The organism is Mesorhizobium sp. YR577, from assembly GCF_900116595.1.
Lineage (GTDB): Bacteria > Pseudomonadota > Alphaproteobacteria > Rhizobiales > Rhizobiaceae > Mesorhizobium_M.
In genome coordinates this window covers 20,257-37,219 of record NZ_FPBI01000038.1, presented here as the reverse complement: position 1 = coordinate 37,219, position 16,963 = coordinate 20,257, and the positions used below count along the sequence as shown (strand labels likewise).

Here is a 16,963-nt window from a genome sequence, read left to right as displayed (position 1 = left end):
GGTCGGCTCGCCCGCCGCTACCTGCTCAAAAGCTACGAATACTACGCCATCTCAGGCCTGGACGCCCCTCCCGCGAAGCGGGTTCGTGCATGGGGGCGCATTGCAGTCGTTCGATGGCGATTGGGGAACGTCCGGCTTGGCCAGCAGCGGGGCCCGTGTGGTGTCGCAAATATCCCGATTTTTGAATCAGTTTTTCGCCTAAGATTTGCAATGTCGCGGAATAGCGATTTCTTCAACCTCTTGGGCCGATCTCCTGCAGCTCGTCGTTTTCCTGCATTTGCACGCTACGCTTCTACTACTCCCGAAACTTGTTGAACCGACCCAATTTCGGGTTCTTTTAATCGTCCCCGATCCAGGGCCGGCTGAACGGTCCCTGGCCGCAAGGGGACGACATGGCGGCGACGCACCAGAAATCAGAGGCAATCAAGCGGGGCGCGCGCATGCTGCGCACAGCCCTCGGCCCCGCTATTGCCCGTTTTCTGGACGACCCGTCGATCGTCGAGGTGATGCTCAATCCCGACGGCCGGCTCTGGATCGACCGCCTCTCAGAAGGTCTGTTCGATACGGGTCAGCAACTGTCTCCTGACGACGGAGAGCGCATCGTGCGCCTGGTCGCTCATCACGTTGGCGCCGAGGTTCATGCTGGTAGCCCAAGGGTCTCTGCGGAACTGCCCGAGACGGGAGAGCGGTTCGAGGGGCTGCTACCGCCAGTCGTCGCGGCCCCGGTTTTTGCAATTCGCAAGCCGGCCGTTGCGGTGTTTACGCTCAGTGATTACGTCGCTGCCGGGATCATGTCGGACGTACAGGCCGAAGCACTCCGGCAGGGCGTCGCTTCACGCGCCAACATTCTCGTCGCCGGCGGTACCTCGACCGGAAAGACCACCCTGACCAACGCGCTGCTGGCAGAGGTCGCGAAGACTTCCGATCGCGTCGTCATCATTGAAGACACCCGCGAACTGCAATGCATGGCCTCCAACCTCGTAGCCATGCGGACCAAGGATGGTGTGGCGACGCTCTCCGATCTGGTCCGCTCCTCGCTGCGTCTTCGACCCGATCGCATACCGATCGGCGAGGTGCGTGGTCCGGAAGCGCTCGATCTCCTTAAAGCCTGGGGCACCGGCCATCCCGGCGGCGTCGGTACCATCCATGCCGGCACTGCCATCGGCGCGCTGCGACGGCTCGAGCAGCTCATTCAGGAAGCCGTCGTCACCGTGCCGCGCGCATTGATCGCCGAGACCATCGATCTCATCGCCGTGCTCGCCGGGCGCGGCTCACAGCGCCGGCTTTCCGAGCTCGCGCGCGTCGTCGATGGCCTTGATGCCAACGGCGACTACCACGTCACCCCAGAAGCCCCAGGAGAACCCTGATGATCTTCCGCTCATCAAGCATTCGTCACCGCATCGCTGCGACCGCTGCCGTCACTTATACTGGCCTGATCTTCCCGCCCACCGCTCATGCCGCTGGCTCTTCAATGCCGTGGGAAGCGCCGCTCCAGTCTATCCTCCAGTCGATCGAAGGCCCGGTGGCCAAGATCATTGCCGTGATCATCATCATCGTCACCGGGCTGACGCTGGCATTTGGCGATACAGGCGGCGGCTTCCGCCGGCTCATACAGATTGTCTTCGGCCTGTCGATCGCCTTCGCGGCGTCGAGCTTCTTCCTGTCCTTCTTTTCCTTCGGCGGTGGAGCACTCGTCTGATGGTGAATGTTCACGAACAGGCCGACGTACCGGGCTTCTCCGTCCCGGTTCACCGCGCATTGACCGAGCAGATACTGCTCGGCGGCGCCCCGCGCTCGATCGCCATCCTCAACGGCACACTCGCTGGTGCAGTCGGCCTCGGACTCCGGCTCTGGCTGGTCGGGTTGGCGATCTGGGCCATCGGACATTTCGCGGCGGTTTGGGCGGCCAAGCGCGATCCTCTCTTCGTCGAGATTGGTCGCCGCCATTTGCGCATCCCTGGTCATCTCGGCGTCTGAGGGAAATTCCGATGATGAACCTCGCCGAATACCGCCGCACTGCAAGCCGTCTCGCGGATTTCCTGCCCTGGGCAGCACTCGTTGGTCAGGGTGTCGTGCTTAACAAGGATGGCTCTTTCCAGCGGACAGCGCGCTTTCGTGGTCCCGATCTTGATAGCGCTGTTGCCGCTGAACTGGTTGCGGTCGCCGGCCGCCTCAACAATGCCTTTCGGCGCCTCGGTTCCGGCTGGGCGATCTTCGTCGAAGCCGTTCGACTTCCGGCGCAGAGCTACCCGGACAGTGTATTTCCGGATGCTGCTTCCGCATTAGTCGATGCCGAGCGCAAAGCAGATTTCGAAGAGGCGGGCGCTCATTTTGAATCCGGTTATTTCCTGACGTTCACCTGGCTGCCACCGGCCGAGGATACGGCACGCACCGAAGCCTGGCTCTATGAGGGCAGGGAGCAATCCGGTGTCGATCCCCATGAGATCCTGCGGTCCTTCACCGACCGAACCGATCGCGTACTCGCGCTGCTCGACGGTTTCATGCCGGAATGTGCGTGGCTCGATGATACAGAGACGCTGACCTATCTTCATTCGACGATTTCGACCAAGCGCCATCGCGTCCGCGTTCCCGAAACGCCGATCTATCTCGACGCACTCCTTGCCGATCAACCGTTCACCGGTGGGCTGGAGCCGCGCTTCGGGGATGCTCACCTGCGCATCCTGACAATCGTCGGCTTCCCGACGGCCACGACGCCGGGAATCCTCGACGAGTTGAACCGGCTCGCTTTCTCGTATCGCTGGTCGACGCGGGCAATCCTTCTCGATAAGACGGAAGCGACCAAACTGTTGGCGAAGATCAGGCGGCAATGGTTCGCCAAGCGCAAGTCGATCGCCGCGATCCTGAAAGAGGTGATGACCAACGAGGCCTCCAGCCTCGTAGACACAGACGCGGCAAACAAGGCTGCTGATGCCGATCTCGCCCTGCAGGAACTCGGCGCCGATTACGCCGGACAGGCCTACGTCACCGCCACCGTGACGGTTTGGGATGACGATCCGCGTCTTGTCGACGAGAAGCTGCGGTTGGTCGAGAAAGTCATCCAGGGCCGCGATTTCACCGCCATGCCCGAGACCATCAATGCCGTTGATGCCTGGCTCGGCTCGCTGCCCGGTCACGTCTACGCCAATGTCCGACAACCACCGATCTCCACGCTCAATCTCGCTCACATGATCCCCCTCTCGTCGGTGTGGGCGGGCGAGGGGCAGGACGAGCATTTCAGTGCGCCCCCCTTGCTCTATGCCAAGACCGAAGGCTCGACCCCGTTCCGATTTTCCCTGCATGTCGGCGATGTCGGTCATACGCTCGTCGTCGGTCCGACCGGAGCGGGCAAATCCGTGCTGCTGGCGCTCATGGCATTGCAATTCCGGCGGTATGAGAAATCCCAGGTCTTCGCCTTCGATTTCGGCGGCTCGATCCGCGCCGCCGCACTCGCCATGGGCGGCGATTGGCATGATCTCGGCGGCAACCTGACGGAAGGATCGGAGGCCTCAGTTTCGCTCCAGCCACTTGCCCGCATCCACGACTCCTATGAGCGCGCCTGGGCAGCCGACTGGATCGTGGCGATCCTGACGCGCGAGGGCGTTTCGATCACCCCTGACGTCAAGGAGCATCTCTGGTCGGCGCTTACCTCGCTCGCTACCGCTCCCGTTGCCGAGCGTACCATCACGGGCCTGTCGGTCCTGCTGCAATCGAATGACCTCAAGCAGGCGCTTCGGCCCTATTGCGTCGGCGGACCCCACGGCCGGCTGCTCGACGCGGAAGTCGAGCATCTGGGTGAGGCCTCCGTTCAGGCGTTCGAGACCGAAGGGCTGATCGGCACCGGTGCTGCGCCCGCTGTGCTCGCTTATCTCTTTCATCGTATCGGCGACCGGCTGGACGGGCGCCCCACATTGTTGATCGTGGACGAAGGTTGGCTTGCCCTTGATGACGACGGTTTCACCGGTCAATTGCGAGAATGGCTGAAGACGCTTCGCAAGAAAAACGCTTCCGTCATCTTCGCCACGCAGTCGCTGTCCGACATCGACGGAAGCGCCATTGCGCCAGCCATCATCGAGAGCTGCCCGACGCGGCTGCTCTTGCCGAACGAGCGGGCGATCGAGCCGCAGATCACGGCAATCTATCGCCGCTTCGGCCTTAATGACCGACAGATCGAAATCCTCGCCCGCGCCACGCCGAAGCGCGATTACTATTGCCAGTCACGGCAGGGCAATCGCCTGTTCGAGTTGGGTCTCTCCGAAGTCGGGCTGGCACTGACCGCCGCATCTTCCAAGAGCGATCAAGCCGCCATCGCCCGCATTTTCGCCGAGCACGGCCGTGACGGTTTTCTTGCCGCCTGGCTGCGTCTACGCGGTCTCGCATGGGCGGCTGACCTCATACCCGATCTTACAAATCTTATCCCGCAATCGAAACAGGAGAACCAGTCATGATCCGCCTTCCAGTCGCGCTGCTGACGGCTACCATCCTGTCGGCACCGCTCACGCTTTCGCCGATGGTGACTGCGCCAGCCTATGCCTGGCGCATTGTCTATGACCCGACGAATTACGTTCAAAACGTCCTTCAGGCGGCGCGGGCGCTTGAGCAGATCAACAATCAAGTCACCTCGCTTCAGAACGAAGCGCAGATGCTCATCAACCAGGCACGTAATCTCACAAGCCTTCCCCATTCCTCGCTTCAGCAGCTCCAGCAGTCGGTCCAGAGGACCCAACAGCTTCTTGCCCAGGCGCAGAACATTGCCTTCGACGTCGGTCAGGTCGATCAGGCATTCAAGAGCCAGTATGGCAATGTTGCCCAGTCCGCGACCGATCAGCAACTCATCGCCGATGCCCGATCGCGCTGGCAAAATACTGTCGGTGGCCTGCAGGACGCCATGCGCGTCCAGGCAAGCGTCGTCGGCAACATCGACACCAACCGCAGCGAGATGTCGGCGCTGGTCGGCCAGAGCCAGGGTGCCTCCGGTGCGCTTCAGGCGACGCAGGCTGGTAATCAACTCCTCGCGCTCCAGTCACAGCAGCTATCAGACCTGACTGCGGTTCTCGCCGCCAATGGCAGGGCAGATGCGCTGACAGAGGCCGAGCGTGCGACCGCCGCCGAGCAGGGACGTATGCAGCGTGAGCGCTTCCTGACGCCTGGCAGCGGCTACCGGGCCGGAAACGCAAAGATGTTCAACAACTGAGGGGTAGAGAGGATGGAGGGGAAGACGCTGGCCCGGCTGGGTGCGATCATATTCGTGGCTATCGCAATCACGGCGGCAGCAATCGAAATGGTTCGCCAGGACGATCCCCCAGTGCAAGAGCGGGTGCGTGCTCTCGAACCGGCTCAAGACCCGCTGCGTGATGGTCAGCGCCGGTGCCAGCAGCTTGGCGAAGCCGCGGCAAATGACCCTGGATGCTTGCGCATATGGGCCGAAACCCGCGACCGTTTCCTCGGTCGACCGCAGCAGCCCGCGTCACCTCATCCGATTGAAGGACGGTGAGTCATGGGCGGCACCGGCGTCATCGACGACTTTCTCGGGACCTTCACGTCCTACATCGACAGCGGTTTCGGCCTGCTTGGCGGAGAGGTGGCTTTCATCGCTACGACGCTGATCGTCATCGACGTGACGCTCGCTGCCCTATTCTGGTCATGGGGTGCCGACGACGACATCATCGCCCGGCTCGTCAAGAAAACGCTCTTTGTCGGCGTATTCGCCTACATCATCGGCAACTGGAGCAGCTTGGCAAAGATCGTATTCGACAGTTTTGCCGGCCTCGGCCTCAAAGGCTCAGGCACCAGCTTCACGGCGGCAGATCTCATGCGTCCGGGCAAGGTGGCACAGACCGGTCTCGATGCGGCGCGACCGCTGCTCGAGTCCATCTCTGACCTGATGGGCTGGATCGCCTTCTTCGAGAATTTCATCCAGATCGCCTGTCTTCTCTTCGCCTGGGCGCTGGTCCTGCTCGCCTTCTTCATTCTCGCCGTGCAGCTCTTCGTCACACTCATCGAATTTAAGCTGACGACGCTCGCTGGTTTCGTTCTCATTCCCTTTGGCCTGTTCGGCAAGACGGCTTTCATGGCCGAGCGGGTACTCGGTAATGTCATCTCCTCCGGCATCAAGGTGCTGGTGCTCGCCATCGTTATCGGTATTGGCTCGACCCTGTTCGGTCAGTTCACCGCCGGCTTCGGTGGGCAGACGCCAACCATCGATGACGCCATGGCGATCGTGCTGGCCGCACTCGCGCTCGTAGGCTTGGGAATATTCGGCCCCGGCATTGCAAACGGTCTTGTGTCAGGCGGCCCGCAGCTTGGCGCAGGAGCCGCCGTCGGTACTGGTTTTGCTGTCGGCGGAGCCGCCGTTGCTGCTGGCGGCGCCGGCATGCTCGCCGCAAAGGGTGGGACCGCTGCACTCTCCGGCGGCGCAGCAACAGTGCGAACAGGTGCCGCCGCCGCAGGTTCGGCCGCATCAGCTTACAGTCTCGGTTCAATCGGGCAGTCGGGTGCTTCCGGTGTCGCCTCCGGTTTGGGCGGTGTTGCCCGAGCGGCAGGCCAAGCAGCCCTGTCTCCCCTCAAGCACCGAATGGCCAAGGCTTCTGAAGCCGTCACGTCGAGGTTTGCCGGTGGCACAAAAAGCGCCTTCGAGGCGACGGGCGGCTCCTCCACGATGGGGAGCGTGGGCGGCGTTGATGTCAACGCGGCGACGCCTTCGCACGATACGACGCCTGACTGGGCGCAACGCATAAGGCGCAATCAATCGATGGGCCACGGCATCACGGCTGCAGCACACGCTGTCCGCTCCGGCGACAGCCATGGCGGCGGATCTTCCGTCAAACTTTCCGAAAGCGAGCGATGATGAGTCTCTTCAAACGACCGGCCACCCATTATGGCAAGACACCGCAACCCGAAACGCCCTATCAGCGCGCCGCGCAAGTCTGGGACGAGCGTATCGGCTCGGCCCGCGTTCAGGCGAAAAACTGGCGCATCATGGCCTTTGGATCGCTGGTCCTTTCATCCGGTTTTGCCGCAGCACTCATCTGGCAGTCGGCGCGCGGGACCGTCGTGCCGTGGGTGGTTCAGGTCGACAATCTCGGACAGGCCCAGACCATAGCGCCGGCGACGGCTGACTACCGGCCGACCGATCCGCAGGTCTCATGGCATCTCGCCCGTTTCATCGAGCAGGTTCGGGCGGTTCCGGCCGATCCGGTCATTGTCCGCCAGAACTGGCTGCGAGCCTACGAATGGACGACGGATCGCGGTGCCGCTGCGCTGAACGACCATGCCCGCGCCAACGATCCATTCGCCAGGGTCGGCAAACAGCAGATAGCGGCTGAAGTGTCGTCGGTCATCCGGGCATCACCGGACAGCTTCCGCGTTGCGTGGATCGAGCGCCGCTACGAGAACGGCCAACTCTCCGCGACGGAGCGCTGGACAGCAATCCTGACCATCGTCGTTCAGCCAGCGCGTACCGTCGAAAAGCTGCGCGCGAACCCGCTCGGGATTTATGTCAACGCGATCAACTGGTCACGGGAGATGGGGCAATGAGGCTGTGTTCGCACGACGCAGGAAAACCGCCTTTCCACAAAACCGCAACGGCCTTCCTGCTGATTTCTGTGTTTCTGCTCGGCAGCTGTGCCTCGGCGAAGAAACCGCCGCAGATCAGCTATGACGCCGACGTGCCGCCGTTACCTGTCGTCCCCGCAGTCGCCTCAGACACAACGCCGAAGCCGCTGCACACGCCGCCAGCGTGGAAAGTGAGCCGGGGCGGCAATGCCGCAAGTACGCCCGTGGCCCGTGTCGAAAACGCCAATCTCGCTGCACGCGTCGAGCCAAGGCGTGAGGGCTACTACAACGCCATTCAAATCTATCCTTGGAGTGAGGGTGCGCTTTATCAGGTCTATGCCGCGCCGGGACAGATCACCGACATCGCGCTCGAACCGGGCGAAAACCTGACAGGCGCCGGGCCGATCGCTGCCGGCGATACTGCGCGCTGGATCATCGGCGATACCGAGAGCGGATCGGGCACTGCCCGGCGTGTCCATGTGCTGGTCAAGCCGACCCGGCCGGACCTCACGACGAACCTCATCATCACCACGGACCGCCGTATCTACCGGATCGAGCTGCGTGCGGCTGAGAAACCCTACATGGCAGCTGTCGCATGGGCCTATCCGCAGGTGCGGGCTTCGCAGAAACAAGCCGCTTCGGTCACGCCGATCATCCCGGCCATGGCAGCCCGGAACCATCGTTATGGCCTGAGCGGGGACAATCCGCCCTGGCGGCCGGTTTCGGTCTACGATGACGGCCGGCGCGTTTACATCGAATTTCCGCGTGGCATCGTCCAGGGCGAAATGCCGCCTGTCTTCGTCATCGGTCCGGATGGCGAGTCGCAGATCGTAAACAGCCGTATCCACCAGAATATCCTGATCGTTGACCGGCTGTTCGGTGCTGCCGAATTGCGTCTTGGCGGCGGCAAGCGCCAACAGACCGTCAGGGTCGAACGCATCGCCACTGCTTTGCAGGCAGCGAATGCGCGAAAGCTGAATAGAGGGCAGTCGCGATGAGCCAGGACAATAGCAGGGAAGGCGAGGTGCCAACTCCTGCATCGCTTGCCGATTCTGCAGCGACGATGCGGCTGCGGAATGATCCGCCGCGGGTGACCCGCCTGTCGCGCAAGGCGCTCGCCAGCATTGCCTTTGCCGCATCGATCGGTATCGGCGGCATGCTGATCTATGCTCTCCAGAGACATGATGCCGCGATGGATAGTGAGGAACTCTATTCCGTCGACAATCGGGCGACCGCCGACGGACTTGCCGGTCTGCCGCGAGACTACAGCGGTCCGATCCTCGGTCCAGCGCTGCCCGGCGATCTTGGCCGCCCAATACTCGCCGCGCAAAACCGGGGCCAGCCTGTTATTCCGCCTGCGATTACCGCGCCGGCCGTCGATGAGGCCGAGCAACGGCGTCGCGCCGAGGAAGAAGCTGCCCGCACCAGCCGCGTCTTCTTCCAGGCCGAGGCGGGGGCAGGCGCCATGACCGGACCGCAGAGCGATTTGGCAGGTGCGAGCCTTTCAGGCCTTGATCTCGCAGGCCAACCGCTGCCAACGGCGGAGGATCGGCAGACAGCCTTCCTGAACATGCCGGTCGATCGGCGCACCGTGGCGCCGGATCGCGTCATGCCCATATCATCGCCTTATGTGCTGCAGGCCGGCGCCGTCATCCCGGCAGCGCTCATCACCGGTATCCGCTCCGATCTTCCGGGCCAGATTACCGCTCAGGTCACGGAGCATATCTATGACAGCCCAACCGGCGGCATTCTTCTTGTGCCGCAGGGCACCCGGATTATCGGCGAATACAGCAATGACGTCGGTTTCGGCCAGCGCCGCGTGCTCCTGGTATGGAACCGTCTGATCTTCCCGAATGGCAGCTCGATTGTGCTCGAGCGCCAGGCCGGCGCCGACACGCAAGGTTACGCTGGCCTCGAGGATGGCGTCGACTATCATTGGTGGGACTTGGCCAAGGCCGCAGGCCTCTCGACACTTCTGGCTGCAGGCGCCGAGCTGGCCGTGAGTGATGAAGATCGCCTCATCCGCGCCATTCGCGACGGTGCTCAGGACACCATCAATGATGCAGGGCAGCAAATCATTCGCCGGCAGCTCAACGTTGCGCCGACGCTGACGATCCGGCCGGGCTTTCCCGTCCGTGTTATCGTCAACCGCGATCTGGTCCTCGAACCCTATGGAGATTGATCCATGACAAAGGTGAAGCTCGGTCCGATCATTGGCGACAAGCCAGCAGGCGGACTAATGGATCGAGGCCGAGTTTAGCCGACGCGATACTACTTCAACTTGTCTTTGATTTTGTCGAGCGCTTCAGTGGCGCATTCCTCATCAAAGTTTCCGCCGGGAGCGCCGCCGATCCCGACTGCGCCGATTGTCTCATCGCCGATCTTAATTGGAACGCCACCGGCAAGGACAAGAAATCCCGGTATATCGACCAACTGGGCCGCTCCGGGGTTTTCCTGAACATTCTTCGCCATGGCGCTCGTCGCTGCGCGTGCCGACGCAGATGTGAAGGCCTTTGCTTGCGCCGCTCCCAGCGTATGAGGACCAGCCTTGTCAGATCTCATCAAGGCACGGAGCAGGCCCGCACGATCGACTACCGCCACCGCAACGTTATAGCCTTTGGCCCTGCATGCATTGATACCTTCCTGAGCAAGCTCAGTGGCTGTTGCGAGAGAGATGTTTCGTTCCTGAAGTTCTTCACCGGAAGCGGCTGAACCAATGAGAAAGAGCGCGACAGACGCGCCAATGAACTTCTTCATCGTGACCTCCAATTATTCAGACGGACCCTTGCGGGCAAACATGTTTTGGATAGGCGCGTGAAGTGTCCGCCTATCTCACCGGCTCACCTGTCTTGGGGTCAATCTTGATCTCGGCTTTGGCTCCATTCTTCATGAAATATTCGATCTCGTAGTATCCGCGATCGTTCCAGTCGACTTCATCGATGTATTCGAGATCTGGAGTTTGCTCGACCTTGGCGATGATTTCGGACAGCTTGGTTCCCTCTGGCGGGGCAGCAAACGCGCTAAGCGGAGCCATAATGATGAGAGCGGAAGCGATGACGAAGCGCATAGCGGATTCCTTGGGTTGGCGTTTGCAAAGTGGCCCCACAGCCTATGAATCAACCAGTGTTAGAAAATCATACATGGCACTCACCGACAAGCATCACCCACGGCAAAACTACTGGCCGTTTCGGTCGCTATCACGCAGCGAGCTATTCATGGGGTTAGTACGAATAGGAATTTCCGAGAGCCCTAGTGAATTCGACGTCTCTTCAGGTCGCATTCTAGCTTGCTTGAAGCGGCGGGTTCGGCACTTTTCGGGGCGACGGCCAAGATTAGGGAACCTCATCGCTAGCAACGATCCCGCCTTCGCCTTCCAGGCGAGAGATGCGTTTGGTCTCTGTTCGAGAGAATTTCAGCCGGACCCCGACGCCGCCGCCATTTTCAGAAATGAAAACCGCGCCGAGATCTTCAAGAGCTGACTGAAGCGATGTAACTGCGGCTGGTCCAGGCAGTTCGATACTACGCTCGAACTGCTCGATTATCAGCTCGGTCACGCCCGATCGCTTGGCAAGGAGCTCTCGCGAGCTTTCGACGAGGGCTCTGGCGGCTCGGCACTGTGGTCCGGAGATCATGATAGCACTCACGTTTGAAGGGAGGACTGGAGAATGCAACGCGACGTTGGGCCTTTTGCCTAACAACACTGAGACTTAGAATGACTATGAAGGGTCTAGCTCGAAGACAACGAAGCCTTTCCCGCGCTCTACTTCCTTGAATCCAAGAATGCGGAACCACTTCGCGACTTCCGGCCTGTCTGACCAGTTGTAGGAATGGATTGGAAGGTTCCCGCACAGAGCCTGTATGCGCCTGATGTGTTTCTTGCAGAAGCGGACTGAAGACCGGGAAAAGAAGCTCTCGTGGGCTGCAAAAGCCGTTTGGGCTGCGTGATTAATCTCCCGCCATGCGATTATTGCGACTGGTTTCCCGCCCTCGAGCAAGGTATCGCCGCGGCCCTCTCTCAGGGCCATCATGAATTCGTCCTTCACCTCATCGATATTCAGACCGGCCGTCGCGTATTGGTCAGCCATTCGATTGGCGAGGTCTCGAAAGATGGCGGTAAGGTCGGCGGTAGTGGCTGTTCGATAATCCATGCTTCACTCCGTGAGGGCGGCAAGGTAACCGCCGAAACGCCGTCATGCAAATTCGCGACGCTGCAACCGCCGCGGGAATGGCCCGCATCCGGCAGGGTGCAGTCCGCCCGAACGCGTTATCACAAATTGAAGCCCATCTTGCTGACTGGTCGTGTGCAGGTTAGGCGCGGGTACTGCGAGTGCTGTGCGGCCGCACTTGTGCCGCGGTGGGTGGCCAGGACGTACAACTACGCAACCGTTGCGGTGATCATGCTTGATGAGGGGCATCGTCATTCCGATACCATCTACAACGAGGCGTGGCTGGCCGACTTGGCCGGCTGGCCGTGCAAGCAGCCGGCAGAGCCGGAAATGCTTTCCCGCATCAAGCCAGCCCATGAATCAGCCTGGACGCGCTTTCCCTGGGCTCGACGACGGCTGGATGATGTTCTTTTGTCTCAATAGGCTGGCCATATACCGAGCCGTTCGGACGCTTGAACGGGCAAGAGGTGTCACCCAAACATATTCTGCCTGGAATTGAGCGACTGCCAGGCATCCTCGATCGTCCGAAATGTCTGGTGTGTCTGCGACGGATCTGTCGAGCGATCGAGATCCTTCAAGCCGCTTGCGGTGACAACCGCGACAACTCTATCGTTTGCGGAAATCACTTTCTGCTTTCGCAGTTCGCGGATTGCCGCGAGAGGCGTCACGGACGCGAGTTCGGCAAAGATGCCCTCGCTTCGCGCGAGCTGCTTCTGAAGATCCAGGAGGCTGTCATTGTTAACCGGGACAGCCCGGCCCGACGATTCACGTAGCGCCTTGACCGCCTGATAGGTGCTGCGTGGCGTGCCGATCGATACTGCGAGTGTTTCAAAAAGCATCTCCTGTTCATCCAGTCTGTCGACACCGCGCGCGAGCGCATCGGAAAGAGAGCCGTGTACCTCCGCCGCCACGAGTTTTGGCAGGCGATCGATGTATCTGGCCTCGAACAGTTCCTTGAAACCGAGCCAAACACCGGCAAGTGCGTCGCCGTAGCAGACTGGCATGACGCACCAGTCGGGGACTTCGCCGTTGGACTGTTCAATGATCTCATAGGCAATGGTCTTGTAGCCTTCGATGCCCACGGGATGACTGCCCACAACGGGAGAATGGCATGGCGACGTAACGAACCAGCCGAAACGTGAGGCTGCCTCCGCAAGCAGCGCCCATCTGTCCATCTTGTTGACCAGAGGCAGGACGGTCGCACCATATCTCCGTATCTGCGACAGCATTGGTCCTGCCGTACCGGCGAATGTCGCGACGACGCATTCGAGCCCACCACGCGCCGCATAGGCGGCAAGCGAAGCACCGGCGTTGCCGGACGAGGCTGTCGCGATCACGCGCGCACCCTGGCTGCGCGCGACTGATACCGCCACCGTCGAGAAACGATCCTTGTGCGACCAGGTCGGATTGCGGCCTTCATCCTTGATCAACAGGTTCGGCACTCCGAGAGCCTGGCCGATGGTCGCAGCCTTCAACAGTGGTGTGTCACCCTCTCCGAGGGAGATCGCGTCTTCTGCTGCGCAGGGAAGCATGTTCGCGTGGCGCCACAGCGATTTCTGCAGATCAGGCCGATCCGGCTCTCCGGCTGATTGCGATTTTTTGTAAACAGGCTGAAGATTAGCCGGCGCGCTTAGCTGGCAAACGGGGCAACCCCTGGAATCAATCTCGATATCGGCAGGATAGTTCGCGCCGCATCGGATACAGGAAAAGCCGGCGATCTTGCATGCAACCGTCATGACAAATCCCCGGTACCGGAATTCGACTCTTTGACCAGATTTTGATGGCCAGTCGCTCGAACTGATTTGAAGAGCAGCGGCACCGAAATGTCAGATTTCCTGAAAAAACGGTAACCCATTGTTCCTCCTGTGGCTGTCAAAGAGTTTCAATCTCACATGGTTCAAACAGCCCTGCGGCCAGCTGTCAATGCAAAATGTTCACTATAGTGTGCCGCATTATAGTGAACAAACATGCAATCCTTCATGCATGAAGCTCGCTGGTCGATTGAGTCTAAACGTTCAACGCTTGCGCAGGGATAAGAAGCTCTCTCAGGAAGGGCTGGCCTTTCTCGCGGGTCATTCGCGCGCCTACATCAGCGGTGTGGAGGCAGGTCGACGCAATGTAACGCTTGAGACACTGGAGGATTTGGCTGAGGCACTCGAAGTGGAGGCAACCGAATTAATTCGCCCGCCTGCGTGGGAGCCGACAACTTAGGATAACGATCCCTGCAATTTGCCGGCAAATCAGTAAAACGATACTGACGAAATGTTTATCGGCCGATGTTCACTAGAGTGAACATTCCATTAATCTAACGTTGAGCCGACAAACTTTGACGCGTTACCCTTGGTCATTGGGGTAGAGGCGGCGTTTGGGGCGTCGAAGCGCTCGCATGAATGAACGCATGATCTCGGAGATCAACCACGCGATCTCAAGAATTGAACGAGCAAAATCTTCCAAGGCTGTACTCGATAGACTTCGCAGATGTCTGGCAGAGTACGGATTTAGTCAATGTCTTATAACCGGGCTGCCAGCGCCGGACGATCAACATTGGCACAGGCAAATCCTGTGCGATGGCTGGTCCGAGGAGTGGCATGCGCGTTATAGCGAACAAGGCCATTATTTTCACGATCCTTGCGCGGGCGAGAGCAGACGTACCGGCGGTGCCTTTTTCTGGAGCGAGCTTGAACGCGAGCATATGCCTCCTCGCGGCCTGCTCGTAATGGAAGAAGCCCGCGAATTCGGAATGACTGAGGGCGTGTGCGTCCCGATCCATGCTCCGCACTTCGGCCCTGCGGTTGTCACAGCCGCCGGTGAGTTCGTTGGACTATCCAGCACCACTTTGCCTATCATTGATGCGGTATGCAGACATGCCTACAAAAAGGTGTGTGTTCTGGAAGAACTGGTTCGCCATGAGCAATGTCCCGTTCTGACCCCTCGCGAACGGGAAATTCTTCAATGGATCTCGGCCGGTAAGGGAACCGAGGACATTGCTTGCATCCTGAACATCTCCAGGCACACGGTGCAAACGCATCTTCGCAACATTCGCGAAAAGCTTGACGTTGTGAATGCGGCCCACGCAGTCGCCGAAGGGTTGCGACGGCAGGAAATTCAGATCTAGCAATCGCTGAATTTGGGGATTTCGGCGAGTAGAGCATATGAGCTGGCCGCGCGGTGGATTGCCGCCAATCGACCCGAGATCCAACAGCTGATACTGACGGTGAATGCTGACAACCCTGATGCCAGCGCGCTTTACCTGCACTGCGGATTTCGCGCCACCGGCGTCATTTTCCAGGGCCGGATCGGTCAGGAACGTGTTCTTGCCTGCGAGATCGATGCTTTGGCCAGGCATTCGAGGCAGCCGGAATAGAAGGATAGCCGATGTCACCTGTTGTGGTTTGCCGCCTGCAATTCTTGGTGGCGGGACCGCGCAAGTGACGCTTGCGTGCCGATGTTGACCATGACCTTGTACAGGCAGTCACCCGGCGCGGTCAGGGATGGCGCGCGCCGGCAGGCCACAAGCCCGGACTGGCTGAAATGCACCGTCTCGACCTGATGCATCGGCCAACCGATCGGGTGGACCCTGCCGGCTAGTTGTCCGGCTTTCACAGGTTCACCGACCTCGGCCGCCGGCTCGAATATGCCGCTCGTGAGCGCATAGGTGAAGGCGTCTCGACCATCGACCTTCATTAGCCGTGTCCCTGGCGCCGGGTCGACTTTGATATCAGGCAGGATGCCATAATGTTTCAACACACGGCGCACGCCCTGCTCGGCAAGCTGGAGGCCGTCCCGGGAGAGACCAGCGCCGCCGCCAAGCTCGGCGGTGAGGGCAGGGACATTCAGTTGCTGTGCAACAGCAGCCAATGTCGTGGCACCGCCACCGCCGGACCCGTCGCTGATTGAGCTGACCGGCGCCCCAAACACCCCCAACAGTTCGACCAGTTTGGCGGTTTCCTCCTGCGTTCCGCCAGTCCTCACCAAAGCGCTTGGCAGGTAGTGCAGGGAACGACCACCGGCATGCAGGTCGATGACGATGTCGGCCATTGGCAGAAGGACGTCGCTGACATAGTGCGCGATCATTTGCGTTGGCGAGCCCAACACATCACCCGGAAACAGGCGATTGAGATTGCCGCCGTCGAGCGGCGAAACGCGTCGCCCCGCTTCGACCGCGGGAAAGTTGAGCGCGGGCAGGATGATGATCCTGCCGCGGACGTCGTCGGCATGAATTTCGAGTGCGAGATTGCTCAGGGCGACCTGGCCCTCATATTCGTCGCCATGGTTTCCAGCGATCAGGAGGGCCGTCGGCCCGCTGCCCGATTTGATACAAACAATCGGTATCGGCACGAACCCGTAGGCCGAGAGATCGGTGGAATGGGGTAGTCTCAAACAGTCGCATTGCTTGCCGTCGATCTCATAGTCGACGGGTGTCCAGATTCTTGTCTTGATCGTCATCAGTGTATCGACCTCAATGCAGAATCCGTTCGAGGAATTGCCGGGCGCGGACATGGCTCGGCGCTCCGAAGAACGTTTCAGGCTGCGCCTGCTCGACGATTTGACCCTGATCCATGAAGACGACCTGGTCGGCCACTTCGCGTGCAAATCCCATCTCATGGGTTACGCAAAGCATGGTCATGCCCTCGGATGCCAAACCGACCATCACGTCCAGCACCTCCTTGATCATCTCCGGATCAAGGGCCGATGTCGGCTCATCGAACAGCATCAGGCGGGGGTTGAGACAAAGGGCGCGCGCAATCGCCACCCGCTGCTGCTGCCCGCCTGACAGCTGAGCCGGATATTTTTTGGCCTGCTCGGGAATGCGAACTTTCTCCAGATGATGAAGAGCTATCGCCTCGGCCTCTTTCCGGGATTTTCCCAGGACACGCCGCAAAGCCAGCGTGCAGTTCGACAGCACGGTCAGGTGCGGGAAGAGATTAAAACTCTGAAACACCATTCCGGTATCGCGCCGGGCAAGCGCGGTTTGTCTTGCATCCTCACCGAGTTTTACGCCGCCAAGCGCAATCGATCCGCCCTGATAGGTCTCCAGCCCGTTGATGCAGCGGATGAGCGTGGATTTACCGGAACCGGACGGCCCGCAAATGACAATCCGCGAGCCGGCAGCAACGGTAAGATCGATATCCTTCAGCACATGGAAACTGCCGTACCATTTGTTGAGCCCGCTGATTTCTGTGGCCATGTCTGGAGATTGCTCTCGCATCGAAACTCCTCGATCGGGTTGCATGAGAATGGAAGGC

General features: G+C 60.2%; 20 protein-coding genes. 13 read left to right on the top strand and 7 right to left on the bottom strand.

The window, feature by feature from the left end:
- Window positions 1–392: 392 nt before the first annotated feature.
- The 10 genes from trbB to BM413_RS30340 are packed head-to-tail and all read left to right on the top strand — an operon-like array spanning window position 393 to window position 9,733.
- Window positions 393–1,367, top strand: coding sequence for a P-type conjugative transfer ATPase TrbB (gene trbB / locus BM413_RS30385; RefSeq protein WP_091918582.1), 975 nt, complete (start codon window positions 393–395; stop codon window positions 1,365–1,367).
- A complete protein-coding gene (locus BM413_RS30380) occupies window positions 1,367–1,699 on the top strand; it encodes a TrbC/VirB2 family type IV secretion system protein (RefSeq protein WP_091918581.1) in 333 nt (110 codons plus the stop codon). The genes trbB and BM413_RS30380 overlap by 1 nt, the downstream gene beginning before the upstream one ends.
- Window positions 1,699–1,977, top strand: coding sequence for a VirB3 family type IV secretion system protein (locus BM413_RS30375; RefSeq protein WP_091918580.1), 279 nt, complete (start codon window positions 1,699–1,701; stop codon window positions 1,975–1,977). Before BM413_RS30380 ends, BM413_RS30375 begins: the two co-directional genes overlap by 1 nt.
- 11 nt (window positions 1,978–1,988) lie before the next feature.
- A complete protein-coding gene (gene trbE / locus BM413_RS30370) occupies window positions 1,989–4,445 on the top strand; it encodes a conjugal transfer protein TrbE (protein WP_091918579.1) in 2,457 nt (818 codons plus the stop codon).
- Complete coding sequence (gene trbJ / locus BM413_RS30365) at window positions 4,442–5,191, top strand: P-type conjugative transfer protein TrbJ (RefSeq protein WP_091918578.1); 750 nt, start codon at window positions 4,442–4,444, stop codon at window positions 5,189–5,191. The genes trbE and trbJ overlap by 4 nt, the downstream gene beginning before the upstream one ends.
- A 12-nt stretch (window positions 5,192–5,203) precedes the next feature.
- On the top strand, window positions 5,204–5,491 hold the full coding sequence (gene trbK-alt / locus BM413_RS30360) for a putative entry exclusion protein TrbK-alt (RefSeq protein ID WP_091918577.1): 288 nt from the start codon (window positions 5,204–5,206) through the stop codon (window positions 5,489–5,491).
- Window positions 5,492–5,494: 3 nt separating this feature from the next.
- Complete coding sequence (gene trbL / locus BM413_RS30355) at window positions 5,495–6,844, top strand: P-type conjugative transfer protein TrbL (RefSeq protein ID WP_091918576.1); 1,350 nt, start codon at window positions 5,495–5,497, stop codon at window positions 6,842–6,844.
- The gene (trbF, locus tag BM413_RS30350) at window positions 6,844–7,533 is read left to right on the top strand and encodes a conjugal transfer protein TrbF (RefSeq protein ID WP_091918586.1); all 690 of its coding nucleotides are present in this window, start codon (window positions 6,844–6,846) and stop codon (window positions 7,531–7,533) included. Before trbL ends, trbF begins: the two co-directional genes overlap by 1 nt.
- Complete coding sequence (gene trbG, locus BM413_RS30345; protein ID WP_091918575.1) at window positions 7,530–8,549, top strand: P-type conjugative transfer protein TrbG; 1,020 nt, start codon at window positions 7,530–7,532, stop codon at window positions 8,547–8,549. Before trbF ends, trbG begins: the two co-directional genes overlap by 4 nt.
- Window positions 8,546–9,733 (top strand): TraB/TrbI/VirB10 family type IV secretion system protein, encoded by a 1,188-nt coding sequence (locus BM413_RS30340; RefSeq protein WP_091918574.1) that lies wholly within the window; start codon window positions 8,546–8,548, stop codon window positions 9,731–9,733. Before trbG ends, BM413_RS30340 begins: the two co-directional genes overlap by 4 nt.
- Before the next feature lie 89 nt (window positions 9,734–9,822).
- On the opposite strand, the gene BM413_RS30335 is transcribed toward BM413_RS30340, so the two are convergent.
- From BM413_RS30335 to BM413_RS30320, 4 genes are all read right to left on the bottom strand, one after another.
- Window positions 9,823–10,308, bottom strand: coding sequence for a GlcG/HbpS family heme-binding protein (locus tag BM413_RS30335; protein WP_091918573.1), 486 nt, complete (start codon window positions 10,306–10,308; stop codon window positions 9,823–9,825).
- Between the two features lie 70 nt (window positions 10,309–10,378).
- Window positions 10,379–10,618: a PepSY domain-containing protein gene (locus BM413_RS30330; protein ID WP_091918572.1), complete on the bottom strand. Its 240-nt coding sequence runs from the start codon at window positions 10,616–10,618 to the stop codon at window positions 10,379–10,381.
- 265 nt (window positions 10,619–10,883) lie between these two features.
- A complete protein-coding gene (locus tag BM413_RS30325; RefSeq protein WP_348272954.1) occupies window positions 10,884–11,105 on the bottom strand; it encodes an XRE family transcriptional regulator in 222 nt (73 codons plus the stop codon).
- Between the two features lie 162 nt (window positions 11,106–11,267).
- On the bottom strand, window positions 11,268–11,699 hold the full coding sequence (locus BM413_RS30320; protein WP_091918570.1) for a hypothetical protein: 432 nt from the start codon (window positions 11,697–11,699) through the stop codon (window positions 11,268–11,270).
- 243 nt (window positions 11,700–11,942) lie between these two features.
- On the opposite strand from BM413_RS30320, the gene BM413_RS32870 reads away from it, so the two are divergent.
- Complete coding sequence (locus tag BM413_RS32870) at window positions 11,943–12,140, top strand: hypothetical protein (protein WP_139238698.1); 198 nt, start codon at window positions 11,943–11,945, stop codon at window positions 12,138–12,140.
- Window positions 12,141–12,187: 47 nt separating this feature from the next.
- On the opposite strand, the gene BM413_RS30315 is transcribed toward BM413_RS32870, so the two are convergent.
- Window positions 12,188–13,249: a threonine synthase gene (locus BM413_RS30315; protein ID WP_348272953.1), complete on the bottom strand. Its 1,062-nt coding sequence runs from the start codon at window positions 13,247–13,249 to the stop codon at window positions 12,188–12,190.
- 391 nt (window positions 13,250–13,640) lie between these two features.
- Here BM413_RS30315 and BM413_RS30310 point away from each other — a divergent pair, with 391 nt between their 5' ends.
- Window positions 13,641–13,928, top strand: coding sequence for a helix-turn-helix domain-containing protein (locus BM413_RS30310; RefSeq protein ID WP_348272952.1), 288 nt, complete (start codon window positions 13,641–13,643; stop codon window positions 13,926–13,928).
- 175 nt (window positions 13,929–14,103) lie between these two features.
- On the top strand, window positions 14,104–14,832 hold the full coding sequence (locus tag BM413_RS30305) for an autoinducer binding domain-containing protein (protein ID WP_091918567.1): 729 nt from the start codon (window positions 14,104–14,106) through the stop codon (window positions 14,830–14,832).
- Window positions 14,833–15,095: 263 nt separating this feature from the next.
- On the opposite strand, the gene BM413_RS30295 is transcribed toward BM413_RS30305, so the two are convergent.
- Together BM413_RS30295 and BM413_RS30290 are read right to left on the bottom strand one after the other, a co-directional pair.
- Window positions 15,096–16,217 carry a succinylglutamate desuccinylase/aspartoacylase family protein gene (locus BM413_RS30295; RefSeq protein WP_244538115.1) on the bottom strand — a complete coding sequence of 374 codons (1,122 nt, stop codon included), beginning with the start codon at window positions 16,215–16,217 and terminating at the stop codon, window positions 15,096–15,098.
- Window positions 16,177–16,926, bottom strand: coding sequence for an amino acid ABC transporter ATP-binding protein (locus tag BM413_RS30290; RefSeq protein WP_280141874.1), 750 nt, complete (start codon window positions 16,924–16,926; stop codon window positions 16,177–16,179). Before BM413_RS30290 ends, BM413_RS30295 begins: the two co-directional genes overlap by 41 nt.
- Window positions 16,927–16,963: the final 37 nt, after the last annotated feature.